This is a genomic window from Cupriavidus sp. 01L415 (genome assembly GCF_056400065.1).
In genome coordinates, this window is sequence record NZ_JBFTSP010000001.1 from 180,633 (window position 1) to 194,251 (window position 13,619).

Annotated in this window: 13 protein-coding genes and 1 tRNA gene; 3 read left to right on the top strand and 11 right to left on the bottom strand. The window is 65.4% G+C overall.

What is annotated here, in order from left to right; translation table 11 throughout:
* The first annotated feature begins 107 nt into the window (after positions 1 to 107).
* The gene (locus tag AC1DOX_RS00810; protein WP_441618705.1) at positions 108 to 1,025 is read left to right on the top strand and encodes a LysR family transcriptional regulator; all 918 of its coding nucleotides are present in this window, start codon (positions 108 to 110) and stop codon (positions 1,023 to 1,025) included.
* A gap of 191 nt (positions 1,026 to 1,216) precedes the next feature.
* Positions 1,217 to 2,191: a CDF family Co(II)/Ni(II) efflux transporter DmeF gene (gene dmeF / locus AC1DOX_RS00815; RefSeq protein WP_441618703.1), complete on the top strand. Its 975-nt coding sequence runs from the start codon at positions 1,217 to 1,219 to the stop codon at positions 2,189 to 2,191.
* Between the two features lie 69 nt (positions 2,192 to 2,260).
* Here the strand turns inward: dmeF and AC1DOX_RS00820 are convergent, their stop codons facing one another.
* The 8 genes from AC1DOX_RS00820 to glmU all read right to left on the bottom strand — a co-directional run bounded on the left by AC1DOX_RS00820 (position 2,261) and on the right by glmU (position 9,944).
* Complete coding sequence (locus AC1DOX_RS00820) at positions 2,261 to 3,244, bottom strand: quinone oxidoreductase family protein (protein WP_441618701.1); 984 nt, start codon at positions 3,242 to 3,244, stop codon at positions 2,261 to 2,263.
* A gap of 74 nt (positions 3,245 to 3,318) precedes the next feature.
* Positions 3,319 to 3,759 carry a GNAT family N-acetyltransferase gene (locus AC1DOX_RS00825; RefSeq protein ID WP_092135670.1) on the bottom strand — a complete coding sequence of 147 codons (441 nt, stop codon included), beginning with the start codon at positions 3,757 to 3,759 and terminating at the stop codon, positions 3,319 to 3,321.
* A 317-nt stretch (positions 3,760 to 4,076) separates the two neighbouring features.
* Positions 4,077 to 4,151, bottom strand: a tRNA-Cys gene (locus AC1DOX_RS00830).
* A gap of 90 nt (positions 4,152 to 4,241) precedes the next feature.
* Positions 4,242 to 4,718: a bacterioferritin gene (gene bfr / locus AC1DOX_RS00835; protein WP_092135669.1), complete on the bottom strand. Its 477-nt coding sequence runs from the start codon at positions 4,716 to 4,718 to the stop codon at positions 4,242 to 4,244.
* A 353-nt stretch (positions 4,719 to 5,071) separates the two neighbouring features.
* On the bottom strand, positions 5,072 to 5,527 hold the full coding sequence (locus tag AC1DOX_RS00840) for a PA2169 family four-helix-bundle protein (RefSeq protein WP_441618698.1): 456 nt from the start codon (positions 5,525 to 5,527) through the stop codon (positions 5,072 to 5,074).
* Positions 5,528 to 5,727: 200 nt separating this feature from the next.
* A complete protein-coding gene (gene ribA, locus AC1DOX_RS00845; protein ID WP_092135664.1) occupies positions 5,728 to 6,324 on the bottom strand; it encodes a GTP cyclohydrolase II in 597 nt (198 codons plus the stop codon).
* A gap of 320 nt (positions 6,325 to 6,644) precedes the next feature.
* Entirely contained in the window at positions 6,645 to 8,483 is a 1,839-nt protein-coding gene (glmS, locus tag AC1DOX_RS00850) for a glutamine--fructose-6-phosphate transaminase (isomerizing) (protein WP_441618696.1), read from the bottom strand.
* Between the two features lie 96 nt (positions 8,484 to 8,579).
* The gene (gene glmU / locus AC1DOX_RS00855) at positions 8,580 to 9,944 is read right to left on the bottom strand and encodes a bifunctional UDP-N-acetylglucosamine diphosphorylase/glucosamine-1-phosphate N-acetyltransferase GlmU (protein ID WP_092135660.1); all 1,365 of its coding nucleotides are present in this window, start codon (positions 9,942 to 9,944) and stop codon (positions 8,580 to 8,582) included.
* Positions 9,945 to 10,270: 326 nt separating this feature from the next.
* Here glmU and AC1DOX_RS00860 point away from each other — a divergent pair, with 326 nt between their 5' ends.
* On the top strand, positions 10,271 to 11,092 hold the full coding sequence (locus tag AC1DOX_RS00860; protein WP_441618694.1) for a DUF6279 family lipoprotein: 822 nt from the start codon (positions 10,271 to 10,273) through the stop codon (positions 11,090 to 11,092).
* Between the two features lie 187 nt (positions 11,093 to 11,279).
* On the opposite strand, the gene ttcA is transcribed toward AC1DOX_RS00860, so the two are convergent.
* The 3 genes from ttcA to AC1DOX_RS00875 all read right to left on the bottom strand — a co-directional run bounded on the left by ttcA (position 11,280) and on the right by AC1DOX_RS00875 (position 13,616).
* Positions 11,280 to 12,224: a tRNA 2-thiocytidine(32) synthetase TtcA gene (gene ttcA, locus AC1DOX_RS00865; protein ID WP_092135658.1), complete on the bottom strand. Its 945-nt coding sequence runs from the start codon at positions 12,222 to 12,224 to the stop codon at positions 11,280 to 11,282.
* Positions 12,225 to 12,309: 85 nt separating this feature from the next.
* Complete coding sequence (locus tag AC1DOX_RS00870) at positions 12,310 to 12,708, bottom strand: dihydroneopterin aldolase (RefSeq protein ID WP_477113981.1); 399 nt, start codon at positions 12,706 to 12,708, stop codon at positions 12,310 to 12,312.
* Positions 12,709 to 12,797: 89 nt separating this feature from the next.
* Positions 12,798 to 13,616 (bottom strand): SDR family oxidoreductase, encoded by an 819-nt coding sequence (locus AC1DOX_RS00875; protein WP_092135655.1) that lies wholly within the window; start codon positions 13,614 to 13,616, stop codon positions 12,798 to 12,800.
* Positions 13,617 to 13,619 lie beyond the last annotated feature (3 nt).

Genomic DNA, 13,619 nt, shown 5'->3' on the forward strand with positions numbered 1-13,619 from the left:
GCGGCAGTGTAATCACGGAATCCATCGCTATAATTTCGCGAATCGACTGACATTCATGCCCTGGATTCACGATTCCCCAGAGCGCCAGATTCGCCACTTTTCCCCGCATGGACGCCTTTTCCGATCTCGCCTTCTTCGTGTTGCTGGTCAAGCGCGGCAGTCTGGCCGGCACCGCGCAACAGCTTGGCATCACGCCGTCCGCCGCCAGCAAGCGGCTGGCCGCGCTGGAGGCGCGCCTGGGCGTACGGCTGCTCAACCGGACCACGCGCCGGCTGTCGGTGACGCCCGAAGGCGAGGCCTATCTGGCGCAGGGCGGGCGAATCCTGTCGGAACTGGAAGAACTGGAGCAAGGCCTGGGCGGCAGCCGCGTGGCTCCGCGCGGGCTGCTGCGCGTCAACGCCACGCTGGGATTCGGGCGGCGCCATCTTGCGCCGGCCGTGGGAGATTTCCTGCAGGCGTTTCCCGATGTGGAAATCCAGCTCCAGCTCACCGACCGGGCGATGAATCTGGCCGAGGAAGGCTATGACGTGGGCATCCTCGTCGGCGACCTGCCCGATGCCCGGCTGAACGCGCGCAGGCTCGCGCCCAACAACCGGCTGTTGTGCGCATCCCCGGCCTACCTCGCACGGCATGGCGAGCCGGCGTCGCCGCGTGCCTTGCAGCAGCATCGCTGCATCGTGATCCGCGAAAGCGAGTCGGCCTACGGCACGTGGCACTTGCACGCGGCGGGCCGGCAGGAGACCGTCAAGGTGCGTGGCCCGGCCGCGACCAACGACGGCGAGGTGGCGGTCGGCTGGGCGCTGCAGGGGCATGGAATCCTGCTGCGATCGGAATGGGAAGTGGCGCCGCTGCTGCGCTCCGGGCGTCTGCGGCAGGTGCTGACCGAATGGGCCGCGCCGCCTGCGGATATTTTCGCGGTGTATCTGTCGCGCGACAAGCTGTCCGCGCGCGTCCGGGCGTTTGTCGACTTCCTGGCCGAGCGCTTCGGCGCCTACGACGCGTCGGCGCCCTATCATGGGTGGTAGGCGTCTGGCAGACGGGGGACGAGCCACCGGTTGATGGCACGTGGGCGGCATGCCGATGCGCCGCTGGCGCGCCAGGGCTATCGAACAGGCGCGGCCAACCCCATCCCGGCCGCATGGACGAGCGCGCTGCGGCGCGGCATTGCTGCTACGCTTCGTGTGCGCCCTTCAACACGACGGATTCCGATTTCACCATGCACACGCACGACCTGTCCGCGTGGACCCATTCCCACGTCTTCGATACCGGCAACCAGGCCGCCGAACGCAGCACGCGCCTGGTCATGTGGATCACGCTGGCCACCATGGCCATCGAGATCACGGCCGGCCTCTGGTTCAACTCCATGGCCCTGCTGGCCGACGGCTGGCATATGAGCTCGCACGCCGTCGCCATCGGCGCCTCCGCCTTTGCCTACGCGGCGGCACGACGGCTGGCCGGCGACGCCCGGTTTACTTTCGGCACCTGGAAGATCGAAGTGCTGGCCGCCTTTGCCAGCGCAGTATTCCTGTTCGGCGTAGCCGCGCTGATGGTGTTCGCCTCGGTCGAACGCCTGTTCAGCCCACAGCCGATCCACTACCAGCAAGCCCTGGCCATCACCGCCTTCGGCCTGCTGGTGAATCTGGTCAGCGCGCTGATCCTTGGCGGCGCGCACTCCCACGACCACGATCACGCCCATCATCACGACCATGCGCACGGGCACGACCACGGGCACCATCACCACGACATCAACCTGCGTTCGGCCTACGTGCACGTGCTGGCCGATGCCGCCACCTCGGTGCTGGCCATCGTGGCACTCGCTGGCGGGTGGTGGCTGGGCTGGAGCTGGCTAGATCCTGTGATGGGGCTGGTTGGCGCCGTACTGGTCGGCCGATGGGCGATCGGCCTGATGCGCCAGAGCGGCAGGGTCCTGCTGGACCGCGAGATGGACCATCCGGTCGTGGAGGAAGTGCGCGAAGTCCTGGCCGGATTCGATCAGGGCGAAGACGGCACGCGCGTGGCGGACTTGCACATCTGGCGCGTGGGCCGCGAGCAGTTTGCCTGCATCGCCAGCCTGGTCACCCATGACACCACGCTCACACCGCAGCGCGTGCGGCAGGCCTTGTCCGTGCACGAGGAACTCGTGCACGTGAGCGTCGAGATCAGTTTCTGCGGCGGGGCGCCGCACCAGTAGAACGCCCGACCGGGGGCGATCCGATCCGCGCGACGCCGGATGCATGCATGGCGTCAGCGCGGCGTGGTCTCAAGGCAACAGCAGGATGGCTCCCGTCGTCTCCCGCCGCTCCGCGGCCTCGTGCGCGCGAGCGACATCGGCAAGCGGAAAGCGCGCTCCGATCTCCACCTTCACATGGCCCGCGGCAATGGCGTCGAACAGGTCTTTGGCATTGGCGCGGAAACGCGCCGGATCGGCGTTGTGCGGGAATACCGACGGACGCGTCAGGAACAGGCAACCCTTCTTGTTGAGCAATTCGGGCTCGATGGCCGGCGCGGGACCCGATGCCCCGCCGTACAGCACCACCATGTCGAATGTCTGCGCGCAGTCGAGCGAGCCCAGGAAGGTGTCCTTGCCCACGGCGTCGTACACCACGGTCACCCCGCGGCCATCCGTGGCGGCGCGCACCTGCTGCACCCAGTCACCCTGGCTATAGTCGATGGCGACGTCACAGCCCGCCGCCCTCGCCCGTTCGCACTTTGCGGCGGAGCCGGCCGTGCCGATTACCCGCGCACCGAGTGCCTTCGCCCACCCACTGAGAATCTGGCCCACGCCGCCGGCCGCCGCATGCACCAGCACCGTGTCGCCCGGCTTCACCGCATGGGTATGGCGCACCAAATACTGCGCGGTCATGCCCTTGAAGATCACGGCCGCGGCCTGCTCGTCGCTGAGACCGTTGGGCAGTTTCACCAGCTTGTCGGCGGCCACGTTGCGGCCTTCGGCATAGGCACCCAGGCCGGCATTCATGTACGCGACACGGTCGCCCACCGCGACGTCGCGCACGCCCTCCCCGACCGCTTCCACCACGCCGGCCGCCTCATGGCCAAGGCCCGTGCCGACCGGCAGTGGATAGGTGCCCTTGCGCTGGTAGACGTCGATGAAGTTAAAGCCAATCGCGGTGTGCCGCACGCGAGCCTCGCCGGCAGCCGGCGGCGGCAACTCGACGGGTTCGAGGCGCATGACCTGCGGCGGACCAAACTCGTGAAGGCGTACGGCGCGGACGGTCGTCGGCATGTTGTCTCCTGCTTGCAAGCGCAAATTTGGGAACCCGATTATTTACGCTTTTGCAAAACCTTGCAGAAGGACGGTTAAAGCTCGGCGCTCATGCACAGCGCGCTGGTGTTGCGCAGGCGCTGGAACTCCTTGCTCTCCAGCACCTCGTTTGGCAACTTGGAGGCATGGATCAGCGAGAAACCGTAGCGCGCGAAATAGCTCGGGCAACTGGAGGTCAGCAGCACGGCGCGGCGGCTGCCGTTGGCGCGGGCCCGCATCATCACGGCGTTGACGAGGTGGCTGGCAATGCCCTGGTCGCGCCATTCGCGCAGCACCGCCACCGAGCGAACGATGGCCGTATCGCCGAAGAGCTCGGCGCAGGCACATCCAACCAGCTGGGATTCAAGCAGGGCGACGTGGAATCCGCCCACGAGCCGCGGCAAATCGTCCACCGGAAGGCCGCACCGCTCTAGAACGGCCTCGATGGCGGGCGCATCCGACGGCTGCGCCGCGCGGACTCGCAGATCTTTAATCATCGGGAGCCTCTGTTTTTCTCATCACGTTGAGACGGAAATGCCATGGAAGCCCTGCATGGTGGAACTATGTCGCCGATCCCCGATGGGAAATATCGGAAGTCGTACGACGACGCGTGCCACGGGAGCGGTGAGATGCTGACAGTTGGTGCACGCGCGGCCCCACATTATCGCAATCGGGGCGGAGTTTCCAGAGGGGATTCACCGAATGCGACGTTTGCCATGCCTGGGCAAAACGGAGCACGAAATGCGCCAGCCGACCGATAAGGGGTCAGGCCAAAAGCATATCCGGGAAAGATGACAGAACAGTCAGAGGGGAATGGAGGCGGGGATACGGAATCGAACCGTCGTACACGGCTTTGCAGGCCGTCGCATCACCACTCTGCCACCCCGCCCCGGAATGACGTCCTTGCGGACAATCGATGTTGCGGGGCGCAGTGTAGCCGAAGTCGATCAAGTCTGCAGACGGCCCATCAGTCGAGCCCTCACTCGGGCTCGCCCATCGCCGATTGCAGGTAGTTCTGCAGGCCGACCTTGTTCACGAGTTCCAGCTGCGTCTGCAGCCAGTCGATATGGTTCTCGGTGTCTTCGAGGATATGGCTGACGACCTCGCGCGACACGTAGTCGCCCACCGATTCGAAGTACTTGATCGCTTCCTTGCAGCTGGCTTGCGACACCAGCTCCAGCTTGAGGTCGCAGCCGAGCATCTCCTCGGTGTTCTCGCCCAGCAGCAGTTTGTCCAGGTCCTGCAGGTTGGGCAGGCCGTCGAGCAGCAGGATGCGCTCGATCAGCTTGTCCGCGTGCTTCATCTCTTCGATCGATTCTTCGTACTCGTGCTTGCCGAGCGCGGTGAGCCCCCAGTGGCGATACATGCGGGCATGCAGGAAATATTGATTGATGGCCGTCAGCTCGTGCTTGAGCTGACCGTTGAGCAATTGAATTACCTTCTTGTCGCTTTTCATGACATCGTTTCCCGTGACCGCATCGAAACTGGCGTCGAAAACAAAGCGCCGGAGATTTTCATGGTAATTCCCATGGCCAGAAGGTCAAGGCATATACGATAATGGCTGCGTGCTGGACGAAAGCGTTATCCGACGCGGCATTCGCGGTAATGCGCATGATTTTGGACATGATTTTGCGCATGATTGCGATTCCGATTTCGCACGATGCACAAGGGAAGCGCATATCGTTGCAGGCCTGTTGCAGACCTGGCATTTCGGACCTCGACGATTAATCTCCCGCCAATAAAAAAGCGCTTCCCGAAGGAAGCGCTCCTGGCTATCGGCAATCGACAATCGACAATCCGGATCTTCAATCATTCACCGCTGGCGCGGTAGCGATTACGCAGGTCGCGGATCATGTCGTGATTGCGCAGCACGCCCTGATACTGGCGCTCGATCAATGCGCGGATATCGAAGCTGAGGTCGGTCTCCTGCAGCGCGTCGGCGTACTTCTTCTTGGCCACGTCCTCGCCCTTCTCGGTTTCTTCGAGAATGGCCAAGTCGGAGCGGTCGGCGACGGCGGTGCGCAGGCTGACCCAGCCGCGATGCAGTGCGCCGGCCACGCTGCCGCTTTCTTCCGGCTTGCTGCCCAGCGCCGTCACCCGGCCCTGCAACTCACGCACGGCGGCGCCGATTTCCGTGGCACGGCTGGAGAACAGTGTCTTCAGTTCCGGATTCTTTGCATCCTCCGCCGCCTTGCGGAAGCCTTCCTCGCCATCGCGCGAAACCTCGATCAGGTCGTTCAACACGGAAACGTTGTTGTCAGCCATAGTGGGCTCCTCTCATCGAGCGCGCCGCCTGAGAAACAGGCGCAACGCGTCATGGAACATTCCACGCCATTCAGCAAGAAATGGCGCGGCCTTGATTCCAAGATAGGGGAGTGACCCTGCGCAGGCTGTCGGGTGGCCTCGCAAGCGGTTGTCGGTCGATGCCTACATGCCCCGCGCCGGGCGGCGCGAGAGGCTGCGGATCAGTCCAGCAGGTGACCCATGCGAGACCGCTTGGTGGCCAGGTATTTTTCGTTCTCGGCGTTCGGCGGCACGATGTGACGCATCTGCTCGGTCACGGCGATGCCGGCATCTTCAAGCGCCTTGATCTTGACCGGATTGTTGCTCATCAGGCGGACGGACTTGACGCCCCACTGCTGGAGCATGTCGGCGGCGAACGCATAGGTACGTGCGTCGATGGCTTGCCCGAGGGCGAGGTTGGCGTCGACGGTATCGAGCCCGCCGTCCTGCAGCGCGTAGGCGCGGATCTTGTTTGACAAGCCGATGCCGCGGCCCTCATGGCCGCGCAGGTACAGCAGGATGCCGCGCCCTTCCTCGGCGATCTTCTGCATGGCCAGGTCGAGTTGCTCGCCACAGTCGCAGCGGCAGGACCCGAACACGTCGCCGGTCAGGCACTCCGAATGCAGCCGGACCAGTACGTTTTCGCCGGAGATATCGCCGATCGAGAGCGCCAGGTGTTCGGTGCCGGTGTCGGCGCCCTGGAAGGCATGCGCCGTGAAGTCGCCATAGCGGGTCGGCAGCCGGGCGGAGCCGATCAGCTCACTTTCTAGGTCTTTCATATTTCTGTGGAATCGCTGGGAGCGCCGTGGGGCCCGGGGCGGCAAGATGCGGCACCGGGACAGGCGCACTGCGCGCCACCCAGAGAGGCGTGCGCGCGGCATGCCGGCAAGGATACCCCGAAACCGCCAACCCTATCGGGAATGGGGAGGATGCGTGGGACGGCGCGGCGGGCATTTACCGCCGCTTGCGAAACTTGGGCACCACCGCACTGCCGGGAGCCACGTGAAAGTGGTAGTGGCGAACGATGCACCGCCTGCGCCGCCCCGGCGCTCCCGTTGACGGAGAGCGGCGGCGGGCGCGGCAGCGGCGGCCCGACCTCTTATTCCACCGTCACGGACTTCGCCAGGTTGCGTGGCTTGTCCACATCCGTACCCCGGGCACAGGCCGTGTGATACGCCAGCAGCTGCAGCGGCACCACGTGCAGGATCGGCGAGAGCGCGCCATAGTGCTCCGGCATGCGGATCACCTGGATGCCGTCCGATGACTGGATATGCGTGTCGGCATCGGCAAATACATACAGGCGGCCGCCACGCGCGCGCACTTCCTGGATGTTGGACTTGAGCTTTTCCAGCAGCGCATCGTTCGGCGCCACCGTCACTACCGGCATCGCCTCCGTCACCAGCGCCAGCGGGCCGTGCTTGAGCTCGCCGGCCGGGTAGGCTTCGGCGTGGATGTACGAGATTTCCTTGAGCTTGAGCGCGCCTTCCAGGGCGATCGGGTAGTGCAGGCCGCGGCCCAGGAACAGCGCGTTCTCGCGGCGGGCGAATTCTTCCGACCACGCGATGATCTGCGGTTCCAGCGCCAGCACGCCATGCAGCGCGGACGGCAGGTGGCGCAGGTTGGTCAGCGCCGCCGCCTCCTGCTCTTCCGTCAGGTGGCCACGCACCTTCGCCAGTGCCAGCGTCAGCATGTACAGCGCTGCCAGTTGCGTGGTGAAGGCCTTGGTCGATGCCACGCCGATCTCGGTGCCGGCGCGCGTCAGGAAGCGCAGTTCCGTCTCGCGCACCATGGCGCTCGTCGCCACGTTGCAGACGGCCAGCGTATGCGCATGACCCAGCGAACGGGCGTGGCGCAACGCGGCCATCGTATCGGCGGTCTCGCCCGATTGCGAGATCACCACCACCAGCGCGCGCGGGTTCGGCACGGTGTCGCGGTAGCGGTATTCGCTGGCCACTTCCACCTGCGTCGGAATCTTCGCCACGGACTCCAGCCAGTACTTGGCCGTGCAGCCCGAGTAGTAGCTAGTGCCACAGGCCAGGATCAGCACGCTGTCGATCCCGGCAAACACGGACGCGGCGGTCTCGCCGAACAGGTCCGGCGTGATGGCGGCGATGCCTTCCAGCGTATCGCCCAGCGCACGCGGCTGCTCGAAGATTTCCTTCTGCATGAAGTGGCGATACGGACCCAGTTCCACCGCGGCGGCGTGGGTTTCCACCACGCGCGCCTCGCGCTGGACTTCAATGTCGTTCGCGTCGTGGATCGTGGCGCCGGCGCGCGTGAGCTCCACCACATCGCCCTCTTCCAGATAAATGATCCGGTTGGCGGTGCCGGCCACGGCCAGCGCATCGGATGCGAGGAACGACTCCCCCTCGCCCAGCGCCACCACCAGCGGCGACCCGGCGCGGGCGCCCACCACGACGTCAGGCTGGTCCTTGGCCACTACGGCAATGGCGTAGGCGCCATGCAGGCGCTTGGTGACCGCGCGGACGGAGCCGAACAGGTCGCCACGCGTGGCGCTGCTCGGATAGGTGTAGGCCTGGTGAACCAGGTGCGCCACCACCTCGGTATCGGTCTGCGACTCGAAGCCGTAGCCCACCGCGCGCAGTTCGTCGCGCAGCGGCTCGTAGTTCTCGATGATGCCGTTGTGCACCAGCGCGATGGTTTCGTCCGAGAAATGCGGGTGGGCGTTGATCGTATCGGGCTTGCCGTGCGTCGCCCAGCGCGTGTGGGCGATGCCCAGATGGCCGGACAGGCCGGACGATTGCGTCTGGGTGTCGAGATCGGCCACGCGCGACACGGTACGGGCACGCTCGAGCATGTCATCGCGCACCACGGCCACGCCGCAGGAATCATAGCCACGGTACTCGAGGCGACGCAGGCCCTCGATCAGGACCGGAACAATATTGCGGTTGGAAACCGCGCCGACGATGCCACACATGCTGGGACCCCCCGATTTGGCGCGCACGTCCCGCGCGCCCTGTCACTGAATGATTGTCGGACCCGACGCCGGGCCCGCTTCGCGATGGAATCGCGTTTATGGCTTGGGCTGCTTCACCGGGCGTTGCCACGCATCCACGGTCATCTGCTTCGAACGCGACAGCGTCAGCTTGTCCGCCGGGGCTTCCTTGGTCAGCGTGGTGCCCGCGCCGATCGTCGCGCCACGGCGCACCGTCACGGGCGCCACCAGCTGCGTGTCGGAACCGATGAATACGTCGTCCTCGATCACGGTGCGGTGCTTGTTGACGCCATCGTAGTTGCAGGTAATGGTACCCGCGCCGATATTGACGCGCTGGCCCACTGTGGAATCGCCCACGTAGGCCAGGTGATTGGCCTTGCTGTGGTCGGCGATCTGGCTGTTCTTGACCTCGACGAAGTTGCCGATGTGCACATCCTCGCCCAGCTCCGTACCGGGACGCAGGCGCGCATACGGCCCGATCCGGCCCGCCGGCCCGATCTTTGCTTCCTCGATGTGGCAGAACGGTTGCATACGTGTGCCGGCGCCGACGGTGGCGTTGCGGATCACGCAATTCGCCCCGATGTGCACGCCATCCTCCAGGTGCACGCGGCCTTCGAACACGCAGCCCACGTCGATGGTCACGTCGCGCCCGCAGGTCAACTGGCCGCGCACGTCGATGCGCGCGGGGTCCGTCAGCGTCACGCCGGCTTCGAGCAGTTGCTGCGCCAGGTTGCGCTGGTGGATGCGCTCGACCTCGGCCAGCTGGACCTTGCTGTTGACGCCCAGCGTCTCCCACAGCGCGGCCGGCTGGGCCGACACAACCTCCACGCCTTCCGTGGCGGCGCGCTCGATGGTGTCGGTGAGGTAGTACTCACCTTGCGCGTTGTCGTTGCGCAGCGTGCTCAGCCAGCGGCGCAGGTGGCCGGTGGGGCAGACGATGATGCCGGTGTTGATCTCGCGGATGGCGCGGACTTCATCGCTGGCATCCTTCTGCTCGACAATGCGTACGATGTTCCCGGCGGCGTCCCGTACGATGCGGCCATATCCGGTAGGATCGGGCATCTCGACGGTGAGCACGCCCATGCGCTCGCTGCCGGCAGCGTGGACCAGGCTCCGCAAGGTGGCCGCCGTGGTGAGGGGCACATCGCCATACAGGACCAGCGTGGGCTGGCTGTCGTCGAGCAACGGCAGTGCCTGCATGACGGCGTGCCCGGTGCCCAGCTGCTGGGCCTGTTCGGCAAAGGCGACGTCTTGCGCGCCAACGGCTTCGCGGACGCGCTCGGCACCGTGACCGACCACCACCACGAGTCGCGTGGGCGACAGGGTACGGGCGGTGTCCAGCACGTGCGACAGCATCGGCTGTCCGGCGACCGGATGCAGGACCTTGGGGAGTGCGGAGTTCATCCGTTTGCCCATGCCCGCGGCAAGAATGACGATATTCACAAGGAGGTCCGTAAGTGAGTGTGTCTGAGAAGAAGCTGGAATTTCCGTGCCACGATGCCACGCGCCCGGCATTGCGCGGGGCCCTCCGGCCCTGGCGCGCCCGATGGCTGCCGGCGCTGCGACCAAACCCGCAAAGCCATTGCCAGGACTGGGCTGGCGGGCGATCCGGCACGACGGAAAACATGCGCGCCGATTCTAACATGGTGACTTGCACCCGACGGCCAGCCGTTTCTTATGTTCACATTTGGCCGAAGCGCGTTTTTGCATGGTTTGCAGCATTTACCATCGCCGCGACGCTGGTGGGGGCGTTGAGTGGCTGCAACGCCATGAAACTGGGCTACCAGCAGGGTGACCGGCTCGCCTACTGGTGGGTGGATCGCTATGTGGATGTCTCCGACGTCCAGGAGCCACCGACCCGGGACGCCATCGCCCGGTTCTTTGCCTGGCACCGCCAGGCCCAGTTGCCCGAGATCGCCACCGTACTCACACGGGTCAAGGGCGAAGTGACCGGCCCGGTGGACGCAGCGATGGTCCGCCAGATCCAGCAGGACACCCAGCGGCTGGGCCGCCAGGCCTTTGAGAACGCGGTGCCTGACCTCGCCGACCTGATACTGACCCTGGCGCCCGACCAGATCAAGCGCATGGAATCGAAGTTTGCGGAAAGCAACGCGAAGTACCGCAAGGAATACCTCAAGTCCGACCCGGGGGCGCGCACGGAGGCTCGTTTCGACAAGATCATGGACTACGCCAGGCTGGTCTACGGGCGGTTCTCCAACGACCAGGAGCGGACGATCCGTGACGCGATGGGGCCGTACATGCAGGGCGCGGAAACGCGCTATGCCGAGCGCGTGAAGCGCCAGCAGGAATGGGTCGCGCTGGCCCGCGAGGTGTCAACCACGCATCCGCCCAAGCCGCAGGTGGAAGACCGGTTGCGCAAGTACGCCGACCACTGGCAGCGCCCGCCGGCCGAACGCGCCCAGCCGTACCAGGCCGCCAGCCAGGCCGGCGTGGCGCTGACGGTGACGATCGCCAACCTGACCACGCCGGAGCAGAAGGCCCATGCCGCAACCCGCTTCCAGAAGTGGATCGACGATATGCGGTCGCTGATGCGCGAGGGCAACGGCGCCTCGTCACAGGCATCGAAGTGACGAACGGAAGGGGCGCCCCGATCGAGGGCGGGAGGTGAAGGCCATCAGTCGAAGGCCTTCAGCCGGGGCCGGATGTGATCGCCGGCACCGCATAAAGTAAAACGCCCGCTTGCATGCGGGCGTTTTGTCTTGCGGATGCGGCCTTGACGGCCGGCGGGTTCGTGCCGGTGCAGTCTTGGCGTCGAACTCAATCCGCGCCGGCCTGTGCCTGCTCCGGACTGGCCGGCGCCTTGGCCGGGCGGTCGAATCGCACGAACTCCATGCGATTGGCCTCGGTGCTGCCGGTGAACGTCAGCGCCTGCTGGCTGTAGGTGGTTTCGCCGAACAGCGATGCCTCGTCGATCTTGGCCAGGCCGGTGGCCAGCCCCGTGAACGGGAACAGCTCGGTATCGGCCAGGTGGGACGGCACGACGTTGCGCAGCGACGCGAAGATATTGTCGATACGGCCGGGGTTTTCGCGCTCCCAGCCCTGCAACATCTCGCTGACTTTCTTGCGCTGCAGGTTTTCCTGCGATCCGCACAGGTTGCACGGAATGATCGGGTATTCCATGGCGCGCGCGTACGACGCAATGTCCTTCTCCGCGCAATAGGCCAGCGGGCGGATCACGATGTGCTGGCCATCGTCGGTCGACAGCTTGGGCGGCATCGCCTTCATCTTGCCGCCGAAGAACATGTTCAGGAAGAAGGTCTGGACGATGTCGTCGCGATGATGGCCCAGCGCGATCTTGTTGGCGCCCAGTTCCTTGGCCGTACGGTAGATCACTCCGCGACGCAGGCGCGAGCACAGCGAGCACGTGGTCTTGCCCTCCGGCACCTTCTCCTTGACGATCGAATAGGTGTCCGCCTCCACGATCACGTACTCCACGCCCACCGACTTCAGGTACTCCGGCAGGATGTGCTCCGGAAAGCCAGGCTGCTTCTGGTCCAGGTTCATCGCGATCAGCTTGAACTGGATGGGCGCGCGCTTCTGCAGCGCCATCAGGACCGACAGCATCGTGTAGGAGTCCTTGCCGCCGCTCATGCAGACCAGCACGGTATCTCCGTCCTCGATCATGCCGAAGTCGCCAATAGCCTTGCCGGTCAACGACTGCAAGCGGGTTTCGAGGCGATAGAAGTTAGCGGAGTGACTCATGGGAGATACCTGATGCAAGAGGCGGGCGTCAAAACAGACCCGGTGCGGACCCGAAGAACGGGCCGTTATTCTACTTGAGGCGCCCTCAGGCCTGCTTGACGTGGAAAACCTCCACGCCGACCGAATCGCAATCCGGGTAGACGTCCGGCTTTTCGGTGGACACGCGCACGGCACGCACCTTCGGGTGCTGGAGCATCGCGCGCGCCACGTCGTCGCAGAGCGTTTCCTGAAGGTGGATGTGGCCCTGGGCCATGCGCGCGGCCACGGTGTTGCGCATGAAGTCGTAGTCCACGACTTCTTCGAGCTTGTCGGCCTGGGGCGTGCTTTGGGCCAGCGGCACGAACAGGTCGATATTGAYCAGCACGCGCTGCTCGCCYTTYTTYTCGAATTCGTGCACGCCGATRTTGATCTGCACCTCGTAGTTGCGCAGGAACATGCGGCGGCAGTGTTGCAGGCTGGGATGGGAAAGGGCGGCAAAGGTCATGGCAGCGCGTCAGACAGGGGAATCGGAAACAAACGGCAATCGAACAACGATCAAAACGCGCGCGGCCTGGGACAAGGCCCGCGCGCGGCTTACTCGGTCAGGAACATCACGTCGCGGGCCAGCGGCATCAGATGCTGGCCACCGTCGACGTACAGCGTGGTGCCGGTCACGGCCCGGGCGATGGCCAGGTAGGCCACGGCCTGGGCGATATCGTCCGGCGTGGAGGACTTGCCCAGCGGGGTCATCCCATGGGCGCGCACGAAGCCCGGATCGGTCTGGTCGCCAGACACCAGCGTGATGCCCGGTGCCACGCCCACCACGCGCAGGCGCGGCGCAAGCGCCTGCGCCAGTTGCAGCGTGGCCGTCTGCAACGCCGCCTTGGACAGCGTGTAGGACAGGAAATCCGGGTTCAGGTTGTCCAGCTTCTGGTCCAGCAGGTTGATCACCACGCCACGCTGGTCGGTCTCGTTGCCATCGGCGCCAAGCGCCTTGTGCATCTCACGCGCCAGTAGCAACGGAGCGGCCACGTTGGTGCGCATATGGGTATCGAGCGAGGCATACGAGAAGCTGGTCGCCACGTCGTACTGGAACAGCGACGCATTATTGACCAGGCAGGTCGGCACGCCCAGCGCCTCGACACAGGCGGCGATCAGGCGCCCGGTGGCGGCTTCGTCGGACAGGTCCGCCTGCAGCACCGCGGCGCGGCGCCCCAGGCCACGGATCTGCACGGCGAGCGCGTCGGCTTCCTCGCGCGACCGGTTGCAGTGGACGGCCACGTCCCAGCCTTGCGTGGCAAGCTCCAGCGCGATGGCACGGCCCAGGCGACGCGCCGCGCCGGTGACCAGCGCCACGCCGCGCGAGGCGCCGGATTTGGCGCCGACGGCACCGGGAGTCAAAGAGTCTGGCATTGC

Excerpts from the sequence above, each read along its gene's own strand:
- dmeF (WP_441618703.1), top strand. The coding sequence starts at position 1,217 with ATGCACACGCACGACCTGTCCGCGTGGACCCATTCCCACGTCTTCGAT.
- AC1DOX_RS00820 (WP_441618701.1), bottom strand. The coding sequence starts at position 3,244 with ATGCCGACGACCGTCCGCGCCGTACGCCTTCACGAGTTTGGTCCGCCG.
- ttcA (WP_092135658.1), bottom strand. The coding sequence starts at position 12,224 with ATGAGTCACTCCGCTAACTTCTATCGCCTCGAAACCCGCTTGCAGTCG.
- glmS (WP_441618696.1), bottom strand. The coding sequence starts at position 8,483 with ATGTGTGGCATCGTCGGCGCGGTTTCCAACCGCAATATTGTTCCGGTC.
- AC1DOX_RS00810 (WP_441618705.1), top strand. The coding sequence starts at position 108 with ATGGACGCCTTTTCCGATCTCGCCTTCTTCGTGTTGCTGGTCAAGCGC.
- AC1DOX_RS00825 (WP_092135670.1), bottom strand. The coding sequence starts at position 3,759 with ATGATTAAAGATCTGCGAGTCCGCGCGGCGCAGCCGTCGGATGCGCCC.
- bfr (WP_092135669.1), bottom strand. The coding sequence starts at position 4,718 with ATGAAAAGCGACAAGAAGGTAATTCAATTGCTCAACGGTCAGCTCAAG.
- AC1DOX_RS00840 (WP_441618698.1), bottom strand. The coding sequence starts at position 5,527 with ATGGCTGACAACAACGTTTCCGTGTTGAACGACCTGATCGAGGTTTCG.
- AC1DOX_RS00860 (WP_441618694.1), top strand. The coding sequence starts at position 10,271 with ATGAAACTGGGCTACCAGCAGGGTGACCGGCTCGCCTACTGGTGGGTG.
- ribA (WP_092135664.1), bottom strand. The coding sequence starts at position 6,324 with ATGAAAGACCTAGAAAGTGAGCTGATCGGCTCCGCCCGGCTGCCGACC.
- AC1DOX_RS00875 (WP_092135655.1), bottom strand. The coding sequence starts at position 13,616 with ATGCCAGACTCTTTGACTCCCGGTGCCGTCGGCGCCAAATCCGGCGCC.